Here is a 17679-nt window from a genome sequence, read left to right as displayed (position 1 = left end):
CTTATATACAAAAAGAGCCACAACACACATAAGAGCTAATGTAAGGCTGCTGCATTCCTGCCCTGACCTGGTTAATTAGATTATGTTGTTGTAGCATAGTTATTATATCAAAACTGTCCTAAATTGCAACCACTTAAACGACTATTTTAAATGTTCCACGTGAAACATTATGGTATAATTTCAGTGGAGGTTTATTATGATTAAATTAGTGGCAACAGACATGGATCACACTTTATTAGATGATGATTCTAAACTCCCTCATAACTTTGACGAAGTTCTAAGGGATCTTAAACGCAATGATATTCATATGGTTCTCGCAAGTGGAAGAACCTTGTTTAGCATTAAACAAAAGGCTAAAGATTACTTAGATAACCTTTCCTTTGTTTCTGATAATGGCGCAATTGTTGAACATAATGGAACAATTCTTTATCACTCCGTTTTTTCAGAAGAAGATATCGCTACAGTTACCCACACTTTTAGAAAGTGTAAAGAAACATCGATCATTGCTTCAGGTATTGATTGTGCATATGTTGAACTCGGTGATCCAATTCATGAAGGATATCTCGAGGAGTATTATCCTGGTTTTTCTATTGTCGATGACCTGACTGCTTTGGATGTTGATATTGTTAAAATAACTGCATGCAGTCTACAACACACCGTAGATAACTATAATCACTATGTAAAAGGCCCTTTAAAAGAGAAGTATAATGCAGTTACCGCAGGCGCTGTATGGATTGATGTAATGCATCGTGGTGTCAATAAAGGTAACGGGCTCAAACACCTCTTAGAAGCGCTTCATATCGCCCCTGAGGACATTGTAACCTTTGGTGACTACCACAATGATATTCAAATGCTTGAACTTGCTGGACGATCATATGCGGTATCAAATGCTCATGATGATGTTAAACAAATTGCTGACGAAGTAATTGGGTCTAATAATGAAAATAGTGTTATGAACCAAATTCAAAAATTAATAAAAAAATAGAGCCTATTTATTAGGCTCTATTTTCTTTTTGAATCCCATGTAAGGTTGAAGTGCTTCTGGTATTAGAACACTTCCATCTTCTTGAAGATTATTTTCTAAGAATGCGATAAGCATACGTGGTGGTGCTACGACTGTATTATTTAACGTATGTGCATAGACACGTCCTTCGGGTGTATCAATTCTTATTTTAAGTCTTCTTGCTTGTGCATCAGTAAGGTTTGAACAACTTCCTACTTCGAAGTATTTCTTTTGACGTGGACTCCACGCCTCGACATCAACACTTTTGTTTTTAAGATCTGCAAGATCCCCAGAGCAGCATTCTAAGACACGAACTGGAATATCTAGAGTTCTGAAGTAGTCTACTGAATTATGATATAGTTCTTCAAACAATGCCGCGCTGTCGTCAGGATGACAAACAACTACCATTTCTTGCTTTTCGAATTGATGAATACGATATACACCACGCTCTTCAATCCCATGTGCTCCAACTTCTTTACGGAAACATGGAGAGTAACTTGTAAGTTTGTGAGGAAGTGTGTTTCCATCGATGATTGTATCGATATATTTACCAATCATGGAGTGTTCACTTGTACCAATCAAGTATAAGTCTTCTCCTTCGATTTTATACATCATATTTTCCATTTCTTCAAAGCTCATTACCCCACTTACAACATCACGATGAATCATAAATGGAGGAATAACATAATCATAACCACGATCAATCATAAAATCTCGTGCGTAGGTTGTAACTGCAGAATGCAAGCGTGCAATGTCTTTTTGTAAGTAATAAAAACCTGCACCAGCTACTTTACGTGCTGCATCCAAGTCAATTCCGCCGAATGATTCCATAATATCAGTGTGGTAAGGGATGTCAAATCCTTTTTCAGTAACCGCTCCAACAGTATAACGTTCTACATTTTCGCTATCATCTTTACCTATCGGAACATCGTCTGCAATAATATTAGGGATATTCATCATTAAGGATTTAATTTTATCAAACAATGGTTCTTCGCGTTCTTCGATATCTTTGAGTTCTATCGCAAACGCTTGTACTTGTTCTTTAATTGCGTTTGCTTCATCGATTTTCTTTTGACCCATGAGTTGGCCGATTTGCTTACTTAGTGCGTTTCTTTGCCCTCTAAGTTCGTCTGCACGCGTTTTAATCGCACGATACTCAATATCTAACGCTATAATTTCATCAACCATCTCCATTTTATCTTCTTGGAATTTCTTCTTAAGGTTTTCCTTGATGAGTTCAGGATTGGTTCTAAATAGATTAATATCTAACATGCTTTTCTCCTTTTGAAAATAAAAAAAACACCTCTTAAGGGACGTATGAACGTGGTGCCACCCTTCTTCATATGTTCCACGTGGAACATACCTTTAACAGATAACGGTTGTCTTCCGAAATTAATCTCTCCAGGGTGGAACTATAATGTTTTATAATGATTTACACCTACCATCATCTCTCTTAAATAAAACTATTATATTAATCCCTCTCAACGAGTTAAGTAAATTATAGCGATAAAGGTATTTTAAGTCAAATATAATCGCTAAAAAAAGAGCAAGGATTTGATCCCTGCTCTTTTATATTATTTTATTCTGTTATTTCAACTTCTTTTTCATTAATTGTTTCTTTATTAGTTTCTGTGTCGTTCTCAATGTCTTCGGGTTCTTCTTCAACAGGTGGTTGAAGAATTGCAACTTGAGATACAGAATCGGATTCACCAACATTGATTAGACGAACACCTATTGTTGAACGTCCATAGATACCGATATTACTGATTTCTGTACGGATAACCGTTCCTTCATTTGAAATGATTAATGCTTCTTCATCGCCATTTACCGCGCGAAGTGCAACTAAATTACCGTTTTTCTCTGTTATATTAACGGTTTTAACACCTTTAGCACCACGTTTTGTACGACGATATTCTTCAATATCAGTACGTTTACCGTATCCTTTTTCAGTTACAGCTAGGATATATTGACCTTCTCTGTCAGTAGCGATACCAACTACTTCACCTTCATCCACATTAAATCCAATTACTCCTGATGCTGTACGTCCCATGGCACGAACTTCATTTTCATCAAAGCGAACAGCTTTACCGTTACTTCCTCCGATAATAATTTCGTTATCACCATTGGTCATTCGTACACCAACAAGTTCATCATCTTCACGTAAAGTGATTGCGATTTTACCGTTCTGACGGATTGATTCGAATTCTTGCACTTCTACTCGTTTAACAATACCTTGTTTTGTTACAAAGAACGCAAATTTTGATTCATCATCCTTAGCAACTTTAACGAGTGTTTTAACTGTTTCATCTTCTGCAAGGTTCAATAAGTTAACTACAGGAATCCCTTTTGATGTTCGACTCGAAGATGGAACATTAAATCCACGGATTCGATATACTTTCCCTAGATTTGTAAAGAGTAACAAGTAATCATGTGTCGACATAGCGATAAATTGATCAACAGTGTCTTCATCATAAGTGCTGATGCCTCGAACACCTTTACCTCCACGGTTTTGTGTATTAAAGGAATCAACCGTTGTACGTTTAATATATCCGTTCATAGTCATTGTTACAACAATATCTTCAACAGGAATTAAATCCTCATCAAGCATATCGATGTCTGCTTCAACGATTTCTGAACGACGATCATCGCCGAACTTCTCTCTAATTTCAATTAACTCATCTTTAATAATGGTTAAGAGACGTTCATGGTTTGCAAGAATATCTTTTAAATCGACGATTAGAAGTGTTAATTCATTAAATTCACTTTCAACTTTGTCTCGTTGTAAGCCTGTTAGACGACGCAATTGCATGTCTAATACAGCTTTAGCTTGAATATCAGATAATTCGAATGCTTCGTTTAATCGAGAAATTGCTTCAGGATCATCTTTTGAAGAACGAATAATCGAAATCACTTCATCAATATGATCAAGTGCAATCATTAAGCCTTGTAAGATATGAGCGCGATCTTCTGCTTTTTTAAGTTCAAATTGAGTTCTTCGTGTTACGATTTCAATTTGGTGATCGCGATAATGACTTAAAACTTGTAATAGATTTAATAATTCTGGGCGTCCATTTACAAGCGCCAACATATTAACACCAAATGAAGATTGCAATGCTGTTAGTCGATACAATTGATTAAGAACAACTTCTGCTTGGACTTCACGACGTAATTCGATAACAATACGAATTCCTTCACGATTTGATTCGTCCCGCAAGTCGGTAATACCATCAATTTCTTTATCACGAACTAATGTTGCGATTTTCTCTACAAGAGTAGCTTTATTTACTTGATATGGAATTTCTGTGACAACTAAACGTGTCTTCCCATTTTTCATTTCTTCAATTGCGACTTTTGCTCGCATCACTACGGATCCACGACCCGTTTCAAAGGCAGATTTAATGCCGCTGCGACCTAATAAGAGTGCACCCGTTGGAAAGTCTGGTCCATAGATGTATTCTTCCATAAGCTCTTTTATTGTGATATCCGGATTATTAATAAGCGCAATCGTCGCATCAATCACTTCACCAAGGTTATGTGGTGGAATGTTTGTTGCCATCCCTACCGCAATACCGGTTCCCCCATTTACAAGAACATTAGGGAAACGCGAAGGTAATACTGTTGGTTCACGTTCTTCACCATCATAGTTATCAATGAAATCCACTGTGTTTTTATTGATATCACGGATGAGTTCCATTGAAATTTTAGACATTCTGGCTTCCGTATAACGCATCGCAGCAGCACCGTCACCATCGATTGACCCGAAGTTTCCGTGACCATCAATCAACATGTAACGGTATGAAAATTCTTGAGCCATACGTACCATAGAATCATAAACGGCAGTATCACCATGAGGGTGATACTTACCAATTACTTCACCAACGATACGCGCTGATTTTTTATAGGGCTTGTCACTAGTCATACCCAAATCATTCATAGCATATAAAATACGTCTATGTACAGGTTTTAAACCATCTCGAACATCTGGTAATGCACGTGAAACAATAACTGACATGGCATAGGATACGAACGATTTTTTCATTTCTTCAGAAATATTACGTTGTTTAATTTTATCAAAACTTTGTGTATTATCTTCCATATTGTCCTCCTATATATCCAAGTCAGCATATTCCGCATTCGCTTGAATAAATTCACGACGCGGTGCGACTTCATCACCCATTAAGGTTTCAAAAATAACATCAGCTTCCATTGCATCATCAATAGTAACTTGAATTAAAGTCCGTGTTTCCGGATCCATTGTTGTATCCCACAATTGTTCGGGGTTCATTTCCCCAAGACCTTTGTATCGTTGAACGTTGTAACGATCACCAAATTCGACTTTTAATTCATCTAATTCCTCTTCCTCATAAGCATAGGCAATTTTATTACCTCGTGAAATTTTGTAAAGAGGTGGTTGAGCAATATAAATAAAACCATTTTCAATTAATGGACGTAAGAAACGATAGAAGAATGTGAGTAGTAAGGTTCTAATGTGCGCACCATCGACATCGGCATCGGTCATAATAATGATTTTGTGATAGCGTAATTTTTCGATATCCATCTCATCTGAAACACCCGTACCAAACGCCGTAATCATCATTCGAATTTCATTATTATCAAAAATCTTATGAAGACGAGCTTTTTCAACGTTAATTACCTTACCACGAAGTGGTAAAATTGCTTGAAATTTACTATCGCGACCTTGCTTAGCACTACCACCCGCAGAATCCCCCTCGACGATGTAGATTTCACATTCGGAAGGATTGCGATTTGAACAGTCAGCAAGTTTACCTGGAAGTGATGAAACTTCCAATGCCCCTTTACGTCGTGTTAACTCACGGGCTTTACGAGCAGCCACACGGGCTTTAGAAGCGATTGCTGCCTTATCTATGATTATTTTAGCATCTTCCGGATGTTCGAGAAGGTAACGATCTAATTGTTCTCCAAAGACACTAGAAACAATCTTACGAACCTCACTATTTCCTAATTTAGTTTTGGTTTGTCCTTCGTATTGTGGATCAGGGTGCTTTACCGAAATAATTGCAGTTAACCCCTCACGAACATCATCCCCTAAGAATCCATCATCATCCTTTTTCAAAAGATTATGATCCTTAGCATAATTATTGATAACACGTGTTAATGCAAGTTTGAATCCATCTTCATGAGTTCCACCTTCATGAGTGTTGATATTATTACAAAAGGAATAAATATTAGGTGTAAAACCATCATTATACTGCATTGAAACTTCGACAAGAATACCATCTTCCTCACCTTCACAGTAAACAATTTCCTCATGGATTGGTGATTTATTCGCATTCATGTATTGAACATATTCACGAAGTCCATCTTCATATTTAAATTCAAGGCGTCTTGTTTCCTCAGGTTCACGTTCATCCTCAAATACAATTTTAATACCTTTGTTTAAAAAGGCGATTTGACGTAAACGATCACGTAAAACATCATGTGAGTACTCGGTTGTTTCAGTAAAAATTGTAGGATCTGCTTTAAAACGTACTGTTGTACCTTTTTTGTCAGTATCTCCTACTTTTTCAAGTGGTACAGCTACTTTTCCACCCTCTTCAAAGCGAAGGTAATATTCCGTACCATCAAGATAAATTTTAACTTCTAACCATTCAGACAGCGCATTTACAACTGAAGCACCAACACCGTGGAGCCCCCCCGAAACTTTATAAGCTCCACCACCGAATTTACCTCCGGCGTGAAGAACTGTAAAAATAGTTTCAGCAGTTGAAACACCTGTTTTCGCATGAATCCCAATTGGAATCCCACGACCATTATCCGAAACTGAAATGATATTATCTTTATCCACATTCACAATAATTTCTGTTGCAAATCCCGCTAAAGCTTCATCAATTCCGTTATCAACAATTTCCCAAACCAAATGATGTAAACCACGTGATGCTGTTGTACCAATATACATCCCAGGTCGTTTACGTACTGCTTCCAATCCTTCAAGAACTTGAATATCGGAAGAAGTATATGAATGATCTACCTTTGTATTCGACATTAAATAACCTCCTCTACATTACCACTTGAGACTTTAAAGACTGCCTTATCACGATTTGTTTTAACGTAGTCTAAATCAGTAGTAGTAATAAATACTTGCATTTCATCGTGTAACACGTTTAGAACACGTTCACGTCTTACATTATCCAATTCTGAGAATAGATCATCTAAACAAAGAATTGGATACGTTTTACGACTTTGATATATCAATTCAACAATCGCAAGTTTAAAAGCGATTATAAGCATACGCTTCTGCCCTTGTGATGATATATTCACGACTGGAATATCGTTCACCATAAAAACAAAATCATCTCGGTGAATACCGATTTGCGTTGCTTTAAAATCGCAATCTCGTTGAATTGAATCATGCATTTTTGTGAATAATTGATCTCTGACATTTCCATCAAGGGAAACCGGTGCTTTATAGTGCAAACCAATTTCATCTGTTGAATCACTCAATATGTGGTAATAATGGTTAATTATTGGATTGAGCGCATGAATAAACTTTGCTCTCATTTCAATAATTAAGATTGATTCATCCACAAGTTTTTCTGTTAAGATATCAAGATAATCCTGATCAACATTCTTATTTTTCAAATATGCATTACGTTCTGATAGTAACTTATTCGACAAACTTAATTGATTGAGATAACGCTTTGACATTTTCCCCAATTCAAAGTCAATCTCACGTCGTCTTTTTCTCGGACTATTAGAATAAAAGTTAATATCTTCGGGGTTAAACAAGACCACATTACAACGACCGATAAACTCGGTCATTTTTTTTAAAGGTTGTTGGTTAACTTGGAGATACTTCCCCGCATTACTAAGCACTACCTTAAGATTTTGAATATTATTTTGATCTTCAACATCTGCAACAATACTTAAGAAGTCACTGCCATATTGAATCAAATAATCGTCCGAATTAACACGAAAGGATCGCCCTGAAGAAAGATAGACAAGTGATTCGATAATATTTGTTTTTCCCTGACCATTATCGCCTATAAAAACATTGATATTTTTATTGAAAGATAGATTGAGATTTTGGATATTACGAAACTGTCGTAATTCAAGATTTTTAACCTTCATGCTCTGTTGTGATTTCGTGTTTATTACCGTCAATTACAACAACATCTCCAGGATATAATTTTCTTCCGCGACGGTGTTCTTCTTCGCCGTTTACTTGAATTGAAAACGTGTGGATAAGATGTTTCGCTTCGCCACCGGAATTAACATAATCAGCCACTTTTAGAAATTGTCCTAAAGTGATATATTGAGTCTCTTTTTTCATAGCACCCATCCTTTTTAATACCCTCTTATTATACTATAAAATCGGATAAAAATCATCATTTTCGGCTGCATATAACGCACAAAAAACCACATTATTTAAACGAAATGTGGTTTCGTGATGTTTAAGGTGAAAATCGTCTAATTACGCTTTAAAATACCCATTAAAAGCCCACTGACAATTGCCCCAATAATGATAAATAAAATATATAACAAAGGCTGACTGACTAACACGATTACAAAGAGTCCACCATGCGGTGCATTTACTGTAATATTAAAGGCTAATGACAGTGCCCCCGTTAAAGCTGATCCAACAACAAAACTTGGAATAACTCGAAGTGGATCACTGGAAGCAAATGGAATAGCCCCTTCAGTAATAAACGATGCACCGAGAATCAGATTGGTCATACCCGCTTGGCGTTCTTCGGGGTTGAATTTATGTTTAAATAACAGTGTTGCCACAAAGACTGCTAGTGGGGGAACCATTCCAGCGGCCATAACAGCCGCCATGACTGCACTTCCTTGTCCTGCAGCAGTTGCAGCTAAGGTCCCAGTCCCAAAGACATAGGCAGCCTTATTGATAGGCCCTCCGAGGTCTATCGCCATCATCCCGCCAAGTAAAGCGCCAAGAAGGACTGCATTTGTGCCCGACAACCCATTTAAGAAGGCATTCATCGATTCATTCACAGTTTTCATAGGTATATTAATCAAAACCATTAATAATCCCGTCACAAGCACCCCTAGGACTGGATACAAGAGAATTGTTTTAATCCCGGCCAAACTTTGTGGTAAATTTACCAGAAGTTTCTTTATCACATTCATGGCGTAACCTGCTAAGAATCCACCAATTAATGCGCCTAAGAATCCCGCGCCCCCTGCTGATGCAATACCACCAGCAACAAAACCAACTACAAGACCCGGTCGGTCTGCAATACTATAAGCAATATATCCTGCTAGAACTGGTAACATAAAGCCAAACGCTTGCCCACCAATGTCTTTCAAAATAGCAGGAAATGCATTATATGAACCTAATTGGGCTAATTCAGCAGTTGGAACTCCCAACAATTGATCGAACATAAATGCAATCGCAATAAGTATTCCGCCACCAACAACAAATGGAAGCATATGCGATACACCATTCAATAAATGTTTATAAAGATTATTTCCTTCATTTTCAACATGCGAGGATTCGGTTGATTCAGATGTATAGATTTCTGATGTACTTAACGCTCTTTGAATTAACACTTCGGGTTGACTTATAGCTGAAGCAACAGGTACCTTAATTAATTTCTTACCCTTAAATCGTTCCATCTCAACGTTTATATCTGCTGCTACAATTACCGCTTCTGCTCGTTCAATATCTGCTGGTGTTAAACGATTACCAACTCCAGACGATCCATTCGTTTCTACTTTGATTGCAATTTGATGATCTTTTGCAGTTTCTTGTAATTTTTCAGCTGCCATGTATGTATGAGCAATGCCTGTAGCACATGCAGTGACTGCAACAATATATGGTTCATCCTCACCAATTACATTCTCACGAGCCTCTTGAAGATCAAATGCTTCCAGTAAAGCTTCATAAGTTGAGGCTTTTTTCAGTCCTTTTTGTACATCTGAATTCATGAGAAGACCTGATAATTTGGATAAAATCGCGAGATGATCGTCACCAGAATTTTCAGGTGTCGCAATCATAAAGAATAAATATGCAGGATTGCCATCCATCGCATCAAAATCAATTCCCTTTTCACTACGACCAAAAACAACAACAGATTCCGACACAACAGCACTGCGACCATGAGGAATGGCAATACCATCACCAACACCAGTTGTACTAATGGCTTCTCGATCTTTCAAAGTGTTAATAAACGAGGAAACATCGCTTACGATGCCTTCTTCACCTAGTTTAGTTGCCATTTCAGACAGTACATCTTCTTTATTGGAAGATTTTAAATCAAATATCACAAGATTACGTTTTAAAACCTGATTTAGATTTTTCATATTATAAATTGATCCTTTCGATAATTATATTTTCTTTTAATTTTAAAATATCTTTTTTTATTGCAAGATGATCCGAAAATGCAGTAGCACTTCCAGATGCACACGCAAACTTATAACAATCCAACAGTGATAAATTATTTACATAACCGTAGATAAATGCGGCTACCATTGAGTCTCCTGCACCGACAGAATCAACTAAGGTTCCTTCCGGTGGATATGCCCTGTAACATGCATCTTTCGAAATAAAAACAGAACCTTCTGACCCCAAAGAAACAATAATATTGTTGGCTCCCCTATTCATTAACTTTCGGGATTCAGACACAAGCCGTTCAAGTGACAAATTATGCGAATCCAATCCAAGGATGGCACATATTTCATCCTTATTTGGTTTAATTAACAAAGGCTTGAATGGAATCATATCCATTAGTTTATCAGTGCTCACATCAACAACAAATGGAATATTCTGTTGATCTAGTGCTTCACACACTGTGACATACCAATCGTATGACATACCAGCTGCAACACTCCCCGTTAAAACAACAAAATCTTGATCCGTTAAGTGTGAGATAAAGCTTGAAAGTTTTCCAATTGATTCATCATCAATTGGATGTCCACTTCCATTGATTTCAGTCTCACCTTTGTAATCGAGTTTGATGTTAATGCGGGTTGGAAAATCAGTATTTAGAAATCCATCGTGAATCAGAGGATACTGCTTCAACTCTTCTCGAACGTGATTTCCGGTGAACCCACCTAGAAAACCAATACACGTAGATGCTTGTCCTAGATTATTTAAAACAATTCCTACATTAATACCTTTACCACCAATTCGTATTTGCTCCGACTCAGATCGGTTTGTGACCCCGAGAGTCAGTGAACGTGGTGTCATGTGATAATCAATTGAAGGATTAAGCGTAACGACATAAATCATAAAATATTCCTCCTAAATCTAGAATAACATAATATGTAAGTGGTTTCAATCAATATTTATCATAAAATATCATTCTTACTCATAACTGTAAAAAAAAAGATGAACTTAATGTTCACCTTTAACTTTTATTTCATAATTTTCGTATCCTGCACCCGGATCTTGATTTGTTATCAAAACACCATCTTCCGAAGAAGCAAAACGGACACCTGATCGTTGATTAAACTTAGAACTATCACCGATAAAATATACCTGTGAAGCTTGTTCTATAATCGTCGATTTTGTGACAGCCTCCATTTCATCGGGTGTAGAAAATCCAAAAGTAGCCTCAAGACCATTAAAACCAATAAATGCCTGATCAAAATTCATTTGTTTTAAATATTGTGTACTTAAACCACCGACCGCAGCTCGCGTTGTTGGCTTAACAAAACCACCGATTACATAACATTCAATTCCATACTGAACTAAAGCATCAACATGATGTAATCCATGAGTATAAACTGTGATATGTTTATCTCTTAAGTACGGAATCATGCGAGAAACAGACGTTCCTGCATCAAGATAAATAACAGCATTATTTTTAACAAGATGTGCTGCCTCTTGTGCTAATTGTTCCTTAATATCAGCATTAACATCGTTTCGTGTATTCAGCTCAATATCAATAGAATAGTCGCGTATTGTAATGGAGGTAGCGCCTCCATGTACCTTATGAATCAGTCCCTTTTCATCCAATTCATTAATATCGCGTCGAACGGTTATTTCGGAAACATCCACTAACTGCGCAAGCTCTTCAACTTTTGCAAATTGATGCATATCAATGTAGTGGATAAGTTGTAAATGTCTTTGATTCTTCAACATAATTAATCGAATGTTCTAACGGGAAGCACAAGTTGAACAATTGAATCATCTTCAGGATTCTTTAGAATAAATGCCTGCATTTCGCCAACAAATAAGATTTTAACAGTATCTGTTTTAAACGATTTAAGTGCTTCAATCATATAACGTCCACTGAATGAAATTTTTAAATTTCCACCAATATAGTCAATTGGTTTTAATTCTTCTTCCGAACTCCCAATTTCTTGTGATTTTGAACTGATAAGGACACCTTCATTGGATGCTTCAAGTTTAACAGTCCAATATCCATCGCTCTTTAAAAAAGAAGAACGATCAATTGCATTAATCATATCGTGACTGTTAACGGTTAATTCAAAACCATATTCGGCGGGAATTAAACGGTTAACATCAGGGAATAAACCATCTATTAAACGTGATTGAATTAATGTTGCATCAACATAAAATTGAACGAGTTTATCTGAAACAGCGATATGAACGTCTTTATTATCACTTATTGTTTTTGAAACTTCATATAAATTAACTGCAGGAATACAAATATTGAAATCCATTGGTGTTGGTAACTCGATAGTTTTCTTTGCAAGACGATAACTGTCTGTTGCGACGCAATTCATAAGATTTCCATCTGTCTTAAAATTTACGCCGGTAAAAATTGGGCGATCCTCACTTGTTGAACAAACAAAGGCTGTTTGTTGGATAATTTCGGATAATTTAAAACCTGGCATTTTAAATTCTTTTGTAGGTTTCGTAAAATCAATCGTTGGGTAGAGTTCTGCTTTACTACCATTGATATTATATTCTGCTTTATTCCCACTTATACGGGTTAATGCACCATCAATGATTTCAAAATCAATAAACTCACTATCAAGTTTACGTACAGCCTCCAAGATGTAGCGAGATTCTAAAACAACCTCACCTTCTTCGTATACGTTCAATTTGTTTTCGTCATTAGCATACAAAACTTCTTTAATTGAAATATTTGAATCACTCGCAATTAAAGTTAAAGCATCATCTCTTAACTCAAACTTAATTCCTGACAGAATTGGCAATGGTGAATGTGTAGATGCTGCACGTCCTACAGAGGACAATGCTTTATAAAATGATTGTTTCTTTATATTGAACTTCATATAACCCTCCAAATGATTAACACTATTGTATTAATTATATCATATTATGAACTTTATATTGAATTCTTTTTTCGTAAAAATAAACCCAATGCTTCGAGTATTTTTAAATAAAAAGTCCTCAAGGCCTATAGGTTTATTAGTATAAAAGAATTAATTAGTATTACTAGGGCATGTGGATAAGTGTATAACTTACCTTAAACCCACTAACGAAAGGCTAAATCGTATGTAAAAGACTGTTATGAGTTTGGGGATAACTGTTGATAACTATTTAATTTTAGCTTCAAGTTCATAAACAGCTCTTGCTAACATCTGATCTGTTTTTAGTTTCTTTTCAATTTTATCACAGGCACTGATGATTGTAGAATGATCTCGTTTACCAAAATCTTCGCCAATTTTGTTGTAAGGAAGATCAAGATGTTTACGACACAGGTAAATTGCTATATGTCGTGCATTTGCGATAGCTTTGGTTCTGGCTTTTGAAACAAGTTGAGCTTGAGTGAGGCCATAATAATCGGCCACGATGCGCTTAATTGTTTTCGTATCAAGTTCATTTGTTTTTATGGGCTCACCATTTGTTTTAAATGCATTCATCGCAATATTGATATCAATGTGGTCATTTTGCGAGAACTCAATGGAAAAGAAGAGTAAACGATTTAATGCACCTTCTAACATTCGAACATCTTTCGAAAAGTTGGAAGCGATATAACTGAGAACATCTTCATCAAAAAGACCTGGGTCAACACTTTTATGTTTAATTTTTAATTCTAGAATCGCTAACGAAGTCTCAAATTCAGGTGAATCAACACCTACAGATAAACCGGATGAAAACCTACTGATTAAGCGATCTTCAAGTCCTTTTATTTCAGTAGGAAGACGATCACTTGTGATTACAATTTGCTTTTTATTGTATATAAGTTCGTTAAAAATGTGGAAAAAGATTTCGTGTGATTTTTCTTTTCCAGCTAAGAATTGAATATCATCAATCAAGAGTACATCGAGATTATACATTTGTTCTTTAAAGTCTTCGATTGTGCGATTTTGTATTGAAGTTGCTACTTGTCTTACAAAATCTGAACTGGAAGTATAGAGCACTCGAGCATCTGGATTTAGTTTTTTGATATAGTTTCCAATGGCATTTAAAAGATGGGTTTTACCAAGTCCTGAATTACCATAGATAAAAAGTGGTGTGTAGAATTGGCCAGGTCGATAGGCACAACCAAGTGCTGCGGAATGGCTCTCTTTATTGCTTGGTCCGACAACAAAGTTATCAAATGTTTGATTTGGGGCAATACCATCACTACGAATAACGACAGGAATTTGGGGTTGAACGGGAACTTGTACAGCGATATTCTTTTTAAATTCATTTTCTAATAAAACTTCACACACCATGGTGGTCTTATCCAAAATTCGGTTAATAACTTCATTAAGGAATGGTATTTCCTCAGAAAGAATCACTTTTTGTAGATAAGTTGGTACCACAATTACTGCAGTGGTATCGTTTAATGCTGCGAGGTTGGTATCCTCAATATAAGTATTATATATAGGCTCATCAAAATGGTTACTTTCTTTGATCGCCTGCTTTACTTTTCCCCACACATCTTCTAAATAAAATTTCATAGTTGTCATATTCATATACCCCTTTGCAAGTACTATAATAGCAAATTTAAATTACAATTCCATAGACAAAAAAACTCCCCACAAGTTATCCACATACAATATAGTGGAATACCGCTATTCTAATGCTTTTAATTCAAGTTATCCACAGTTGTCCACAAAATTATGAATGTTTATAAAATGTGGAGATATAAAAAAAGTTATCAACACTGTGTTGAAAGATAAATCAATCCGTAATTTTTGAAATTAACACACGTATATATCAACATGATAAAACGCACCCCTGAGTGCGTTAAAGACACTTTCCCACATTATCCACAATCTGTTGATAAACATTGTTATAAAGTCCTGAAAAATCATGTTTATAGTTTTTCCACATAAATTTGTTATCAAAAAGCCTCCACATCACTTATCCCACAAACGAGGACAAGTTACCAACATTTTAAAAAACCAACCTATAAAAGTGGATAACCAAGGCCAATTATCGACGATAAAAGCGCAATTCTCGTCAAAAAACCCAGTGAAAGCGGAAGCATATCTCCTTTTTAAAACGGGGACGCTCTCGCTTTCACTGGGTTTTTTATTGGTGAAGCAGCATACTTATTCTAAAAAAATAAAAAAAACATCGTGATTGAAACAAGGATGTGTTACAATGTCCATGATAATTCTATAAAGTTAGAATGAAATAGTATCAATTAGATGGTGATTTACTTAATCAAAACGTTATTTAAGACACTTTATTGACATTGAAAAGTATTTCTTATATAATTTTAAAGCATTTGCTCTTCGTATATATAAAGAACTGGAGGTGGTTTTCATGAAGAGAACTTATCAACCGAGCAAACGGAAACACCAAAAGGTCCATGGTTTTAGAGCCCGTATGAAAACAGTAGGCGGTCGCCGCGTGCTTTCACGTCGTAGATCAAAAGGAAGAAAAGTGTTATCTGCATAACAGTCACCCTTATGGGTGACTTTTTTGTCATAATGGAAGTGAAAAAAAATGAGAGAAGAATACAGAGTAAAAAAAGCAGCAGATTTCCAGCGAATCATGGGAAATCGACGCTTTAAAAATTCAAAAGCTTTTACCGTATATATAGATAAAAGAACTAAGGATCATTCACGATACGGAATTGCAGCACCGAAAAAATTAGGGAATGCAGTAGTGCGTAACAAAACAAAACGCCAAATAAGAAATATGCTCCAAGATATCGATATGTTTGATACACCTTATGACTATATTGTTCTAGTACGAAAAAAATATTATGAACAGAGTTATGATGAAAATCGAAAAGACTTGGAAAACCTAATAAAAACGGTTAAAATGTAAAGTGAGTATTTTTAGATTAGGAGACAGGTATGAAAAAATATAAAAAACTGATTATATTCAGCATATTGCTATTAGCATTGACTGGCTGTACTCAGGTAATGGACCCAAAAACAAAACAAGTTTTTGCTGATAAAATTATTAGCTTGGGAGATTCTTGGACATGGGGGAAAGATACATGGTTTGGCGCATTATTTGTATGGCCAATCGCTCAGGCATTAAACTTTTTCTCACAATATATTGGAACAATTGGTTCTATTGTTGTAGTTACCTTAATCATTAAATTAATAACAATTAAAGGTTCAATCAAAGCAACAGTACAACAACAAAAAATGCAATTAATTGGACCAGAACAAGCGCGAATTGAAGCGAAGTATCAAGGTCGCACCGATCAACAAGCGAAACTTCAAAAAGCGACTGAAATGCAAAAACTATTTGAAAAACATGAAATTAATCCAATGGGTGCTCTTGGTGGAACATTCCTTCAATTACCGATTATGATTGCAATGTATCAAGCTGTTATGAGATCAGAAGCAATTATCAATGGTACTGTATTTGGTCAAACGCTTGAGTTAACACCTATGCAAGGATTTAAAGAAGGTAACATCATTATTATTGGAATCTTTATTCTAATGGCAGTCTCACAATTCCTTTCTATGTTCTTACCTCAACATCTTGCTAAACGTAAGATGCGTCAACGTCCATATGATAAACAACCTGCTAATCAAGCAAACATGATGATGTATTCATCACTAATCATGATTGTTGTTCTTGCCCTTAACTGGCAAGTAGGTATGAGTTTATACTGGATGGTGTCGGCTCTTGCACAATTGGTACAAACATTATTTATTAATCATAAATACGGCGCAAAATAAATAAAGGAGGAATACACGTGAAGCAATATACAGCTAGAACTTTAGAGGATGTTTTAAAAAATGCCTCTAAAGAAAAGAATGTTGAACAAAGTGATCTTATCTATTATGTCATTGAAGAAAAATCAGGTTTCTTAGGCATCGGGTCGAGTGTTACTGCTGAAGTGTTTGCCCTTGATGATGTCAAATTGTTTGTTGAAGAATACTTAAATGGATTCTTTACAGGTTTGGGATTAAAAGTTGAACAAGAAATTACAGTAAAAAATAATAACGTAAAGGTAGCATTAAATGCAGATAATAACGCAATCCTAATTGGAAAAAATGGGAAGTCGTTAGAAGGTATGAACATGCTTCTGAAACATGCTGTAAATTCTAAGTTCAAGCGTCATTTTTATGTCATGATTGATATAAACAACTATAAAACAGATCGATATCAAAAACTTAAGGCGATGGCCAAACGCATTGCTAAGAATGTTAGCCGCTCAAAAATTGATGCTTCATTAGATCCAATGCCTAATGACGAACGTCGTGTCATTCATAAAGAATTGACAGACTTTCCAGGCATTCGCACACAGAGCGAAGGTTCGGGTCGAGACCGTCATCTTAAGATTGTATATGATCCAAACAAAGAGTAAGGGAAAGCCCTTATTCTTTTT

The 17679-nt window shown here is 35.9% G+C and carries 15 protein-coding genes, 1 other RNA gene and 1 other annotated feature; of the genes, 5 read left to right on the top strand and 11 right to left on the bottom strand.

What is annotated here, in order from left to right; all coding sequences use genetic code 11:
• Window positions 1-10: 10 nt before the first annotated feature.
• Window positions 11-98: signal recognition particle sRNA small type (ffs, locus tag B096_RS09870), an RNA gene on the bottom strand.
• Between the two features lie 98 nt (window positions 99-196).
• Here ffs and B096_RS0109045 point away from each other — a divergent pair.
• Window positions 197-985 carry an HAD family hydrolase gene (locus tag B096_RS0109045; protein ID WP_018580413.1) on the top strand — a complete coding sequence of 263 codons (789 nt, stop codon included), beginning with the start codon at window positions 197-199 and terminating at the stop codon, window positions 983-985.
• Between the two features lie 3 nt (window positions 986-988).
• Here B096_RS0109045 and serS read toward each other — a convergent pair whose 3' ends face one another.
• The 10 genes from serS to dnaA form a co-directional block, all read right to left on the bottom strand.
• Window positions 989-2275 (bottom strand): serine--tRNA ligase, encoded by a 1287-nt coding sequence (gene serS / locus B096_RS0109040; RefSeq protein ID WP_018580412.1) that lies wholly within the window; start codon window positions 2273-2275, stop codon window positions 989-991.
• Window positions 2276-2309: 34 nt separating this feature from the next.
• Window positions 2310-2497, bottom strand: a binding site (T-box leader).
• Window positions 2498-2582: 85 nt separating this feature from the next.
• Window positions 2583-5099: a DNA gyrase subunit A gene (gene gyrA / locus B096_RS0109035; protein WP_018580411.1), complete on the bottom strand. Its 2517-nt coding sequence runs from the start codon at window positions 5097-5099 to the stop codon at window positions 2583-2585.
• Between the two features lie 9 nt (window positions 5100-5108).
• Window positions 5109-7028 carry a DNA topoisomerase (ATP-hydrolyzing) subunit B gene (gene gyrB, locus B096_RS0109030; RefSeq protein ID WP_018580410.1) on the bottom strand — a complete coding sequence of 640 codons (1920 nt, stop codon included), beginning with the start codon at window positions 7026-7028 and terminating at the stop codon, window positions 5109-5111.
• Complete coding sequence (recF, locus tag B096_RS0109025; RefSeq protein WP_018580409.1) at window positions 7028-8113, bottom strand: DNA replication/repair protein RecF; 1086 nt, start codon at window positions 8111-8113, stop codon at window positions 7028-7030. Before recF ends, gyrB begins: the two co-directional genes overlap by 1 nt.
• Window positions 8103-8324 (bottom strand): RNA-binding S4 domain-containing protein, encoded by a 222-nt coding sequence (locus B096_RS0109020; protein ID WP_018580408.1) that lies wholly within the window; start codon window positions 8322-8324, stop codon window positions 8103-8105. Before B096_RS0109020 ends, recF begins: the two co-directional genes overlap by 11 nt.
• Before the next feature lie 128 nt (window positions 8325-8452).
• Window positions 8453-10309 carry a PTS fructose transporter subunit IIABC gene (locus B096_RS0109015; protein WP_018580407.1) on the bottom strand — a complete coding sequence of 619 codons (1857 nt, stop codon included), beginning with the start codon at window positions 10307-10309 and terminating at the stop codon, window positions 8453-8455.
• A 1-nt stretch (window position 10310) separates the two neighbouring features.
• A complete protein-coding gene (locus B096_RS0109010; protein WP_018580406.1) occupies window positions 10311-11237 on the bottom strand; it encodes a 1-phosphofructokinase family hexose kinase in 927 nt (308 codons plus the stop codon).
• A 105-nt stretch (window positions 11238-11342) separates the two neighbouring features.
• Window positions 11343-12092, bottom strand: coding sequence for a DeoR/GlpR family DNA-binding transcription regulator (locus B096_RS0109005; RefSeq protein WP_018580405.1), 750 nt, complete (start codon window positions 12090-12092; stop codon window positions 11343-11345).
• 2 nt (window positions 12093-12094) lie between these two features.
• Entirely contained in the window at window positions 12095-13213 is a 1119-nt protein-coding gene (gene dnaN, locus B096_RS0109000; RefSeq protein ID WP_018580404.1) for a DNA polymerase III subunit beta, read from the bottom strand.
• A gap of 264 nt (window positions 13214-13477) precedes the next feature.
• The gene (gene dnaA, locus B096_RS0108995) at window positions 13478-14839 is read right to left on the bottom strand and encodes a chromosomal replication initiator protein DnaA (protein ID WP_018580403.1); all 1362 of its coding nucleotides are present in this window, start codon (window positions 14837-14839) and stop codon (window positions 13478-13480) included.
• Window positions 14840-15644: 805 nt separating this feature from the next.
• Between dnaA and rpmH the strand changes: the two genes are divergently transcribed.
• Genes rpmH through B096_RS0108980 form a run of 4 tightly spaced genes read left to right on the top strand, consistent with a single transcriptional unit; the run spans window position 15645 to window position 17658 of the window.
• Window positions 15645-15779 (top strand): 50S ribosomal protein L34, encoded by a 135-nt coding sequence (rpmH, locus tag B096_RS09865; RefSeq protein ID WP_003774176.1) that lies wholly within the window; start codon window positions 15645-15647, stop codon window positions 15777-15779.
• 48 nt (window positions 15780-15827) lie between these two features.
• Complete coding sequence (rnpA, locus tag B096_RS0108990) at window positions 15828-16154, top strand: ribonuclease P protein component (RefSeq protein WP_018580402.1); 327 nt, start codon at window positions 15828-15830, stop codon at window positions 16152-16154.
• A gap of 29 nt (window positions 16155-16183) precedes the next feature.
• Window positions 16184-17026 carry a membrane protein insertase YidC gene (gene yidC, locus B096_RS0108985; protein WP_018580401.1) on the top strand — a complete coding sequence of 281 codons (843 nt, stop codon included), beginning with the start codon at window positions 16184-16186 and terminating at the stop codon, window positions 17024-17026.
• 17 nt (window positions 17027-17043) lie between these two features.
• Window positions 17044-17658 (top strand): Jag family protein, encoded by a 615-nt coding sequence (locus B096_RS0108980; RefSeq protein ID WP_018580400.1) that lies wholly within the window; start codon window positions 17044-17046, stop codon window positions 17656-17658.
• Window positions 17659-17679 lie beyond the last annotated feature (21 nt).

The sequence above is a fragment of the Erysipelothrix tonsillarum DSM 14972 genome (assembly GCF_000373785.1).
Classification (GTDB): Bacteria; Bacillota_I; Bacilli_A; order Erysipelotrichales; family Erysipelotrichaceae; genus Erysipelothrix; species Erysipelothrix tonsillarum.
The sequence above is the reverse complement of the archived record's forward strand: the minus strand, read 5'-3'. Positions and strand labels throughout refer to the sequence as shown.

Bases quoted from the DNA above. Each gene is read 5' to 3' on its own strand.
- B096_RS0109045 (WP_018580413.1), top strand. From the start codon at position 197: ATGATTAAATTAGTGGCAACAGACATGGATCACACTTTATTAGATGAT.
- serS (WP_018580412.1), bottom strand. From the start codon at position 2,275: ATGTTAGATATTAATCTATTTAGAACCAATCCTGAACTCATCAAGGAA.
- gyrA (WP_018580411.1), bottom strand. From the start codon at position 5,099: ATGGAAGATAATACACAAAGTTTTGATAAAATTAAACAACGTAATATT.
- gyrB (WP_018580410.1), bottom strand. From the start codon at position 7,028: ATGTCGAATACAAAGGTAGATCATTCATATACTTCTTCCGATATTCAA.
- recF (WP_018580409.1), bottom strand. From the start codon at position 8,113: ATGAAGGTTAAAAATCTTGAATTACGACAGTTTCGTAATATCCAAAAT.
- B096_RS0109020 (WP_018580408.1), bottom strand. From the start codon at position 8,324: ATGGGTGCTATGAAAAAAGAGACTCAATATATCACTTTAGGACAATTT.
- B096_RS0109015 (WP_018580407.1), bottom strand. From the start codon at position 10,309: ATGAAAAATCTAAATCAGGTTTTAAAACGTAATCTTGTGATATTTGAT.
- B096_RS0109010 (WP_018580406.1), bottom strand. From the start codon at position 11,237: ATGATTTATGTCGTTACGCTTAATCCTTCAATTGATTATCACATGACA.
- B096_RS0109005 (WP_018580405.1), bottom strand. From the start codon at position 12,092: ATGTTGAAGAATCAAAGACATTTACAACTTATCCACTACATTGATATG.
- dnaN (WP_018580404.1), bottom strand. From the start codon at position 13,213: ATGAAGTTCAATATAAAGAAACAATCATTTTATAAAGCATTGTCCTCT.
- dnaA (WP_018580403.1), bottom strand. From the start codon at position 14,839: ATGACAACTATGAAATTTTATTTAGAAGATGTGTGGGGAAAAGTAAAG.
- rpmH (WP_003774176.1), top strand. From the start codon at position 15,645: ATGAAGAGAACTTATCAACCGAGCAAACGGAAACACCAAAAGGTCCAT.
- rnpA (WP_018580402.1), top strand. From the start codon at position 15,828: ATGAGAGAAGAATACAGAGTAAAAAAAGCAGCAGATTTCCAGCGAATC.
- yidC (WP_018580401.1), top strand. From the start codon at position 16,184: ATGAAAAAATATAAAAAACTGATTATATTCAGCATATTGCTATTAGCA.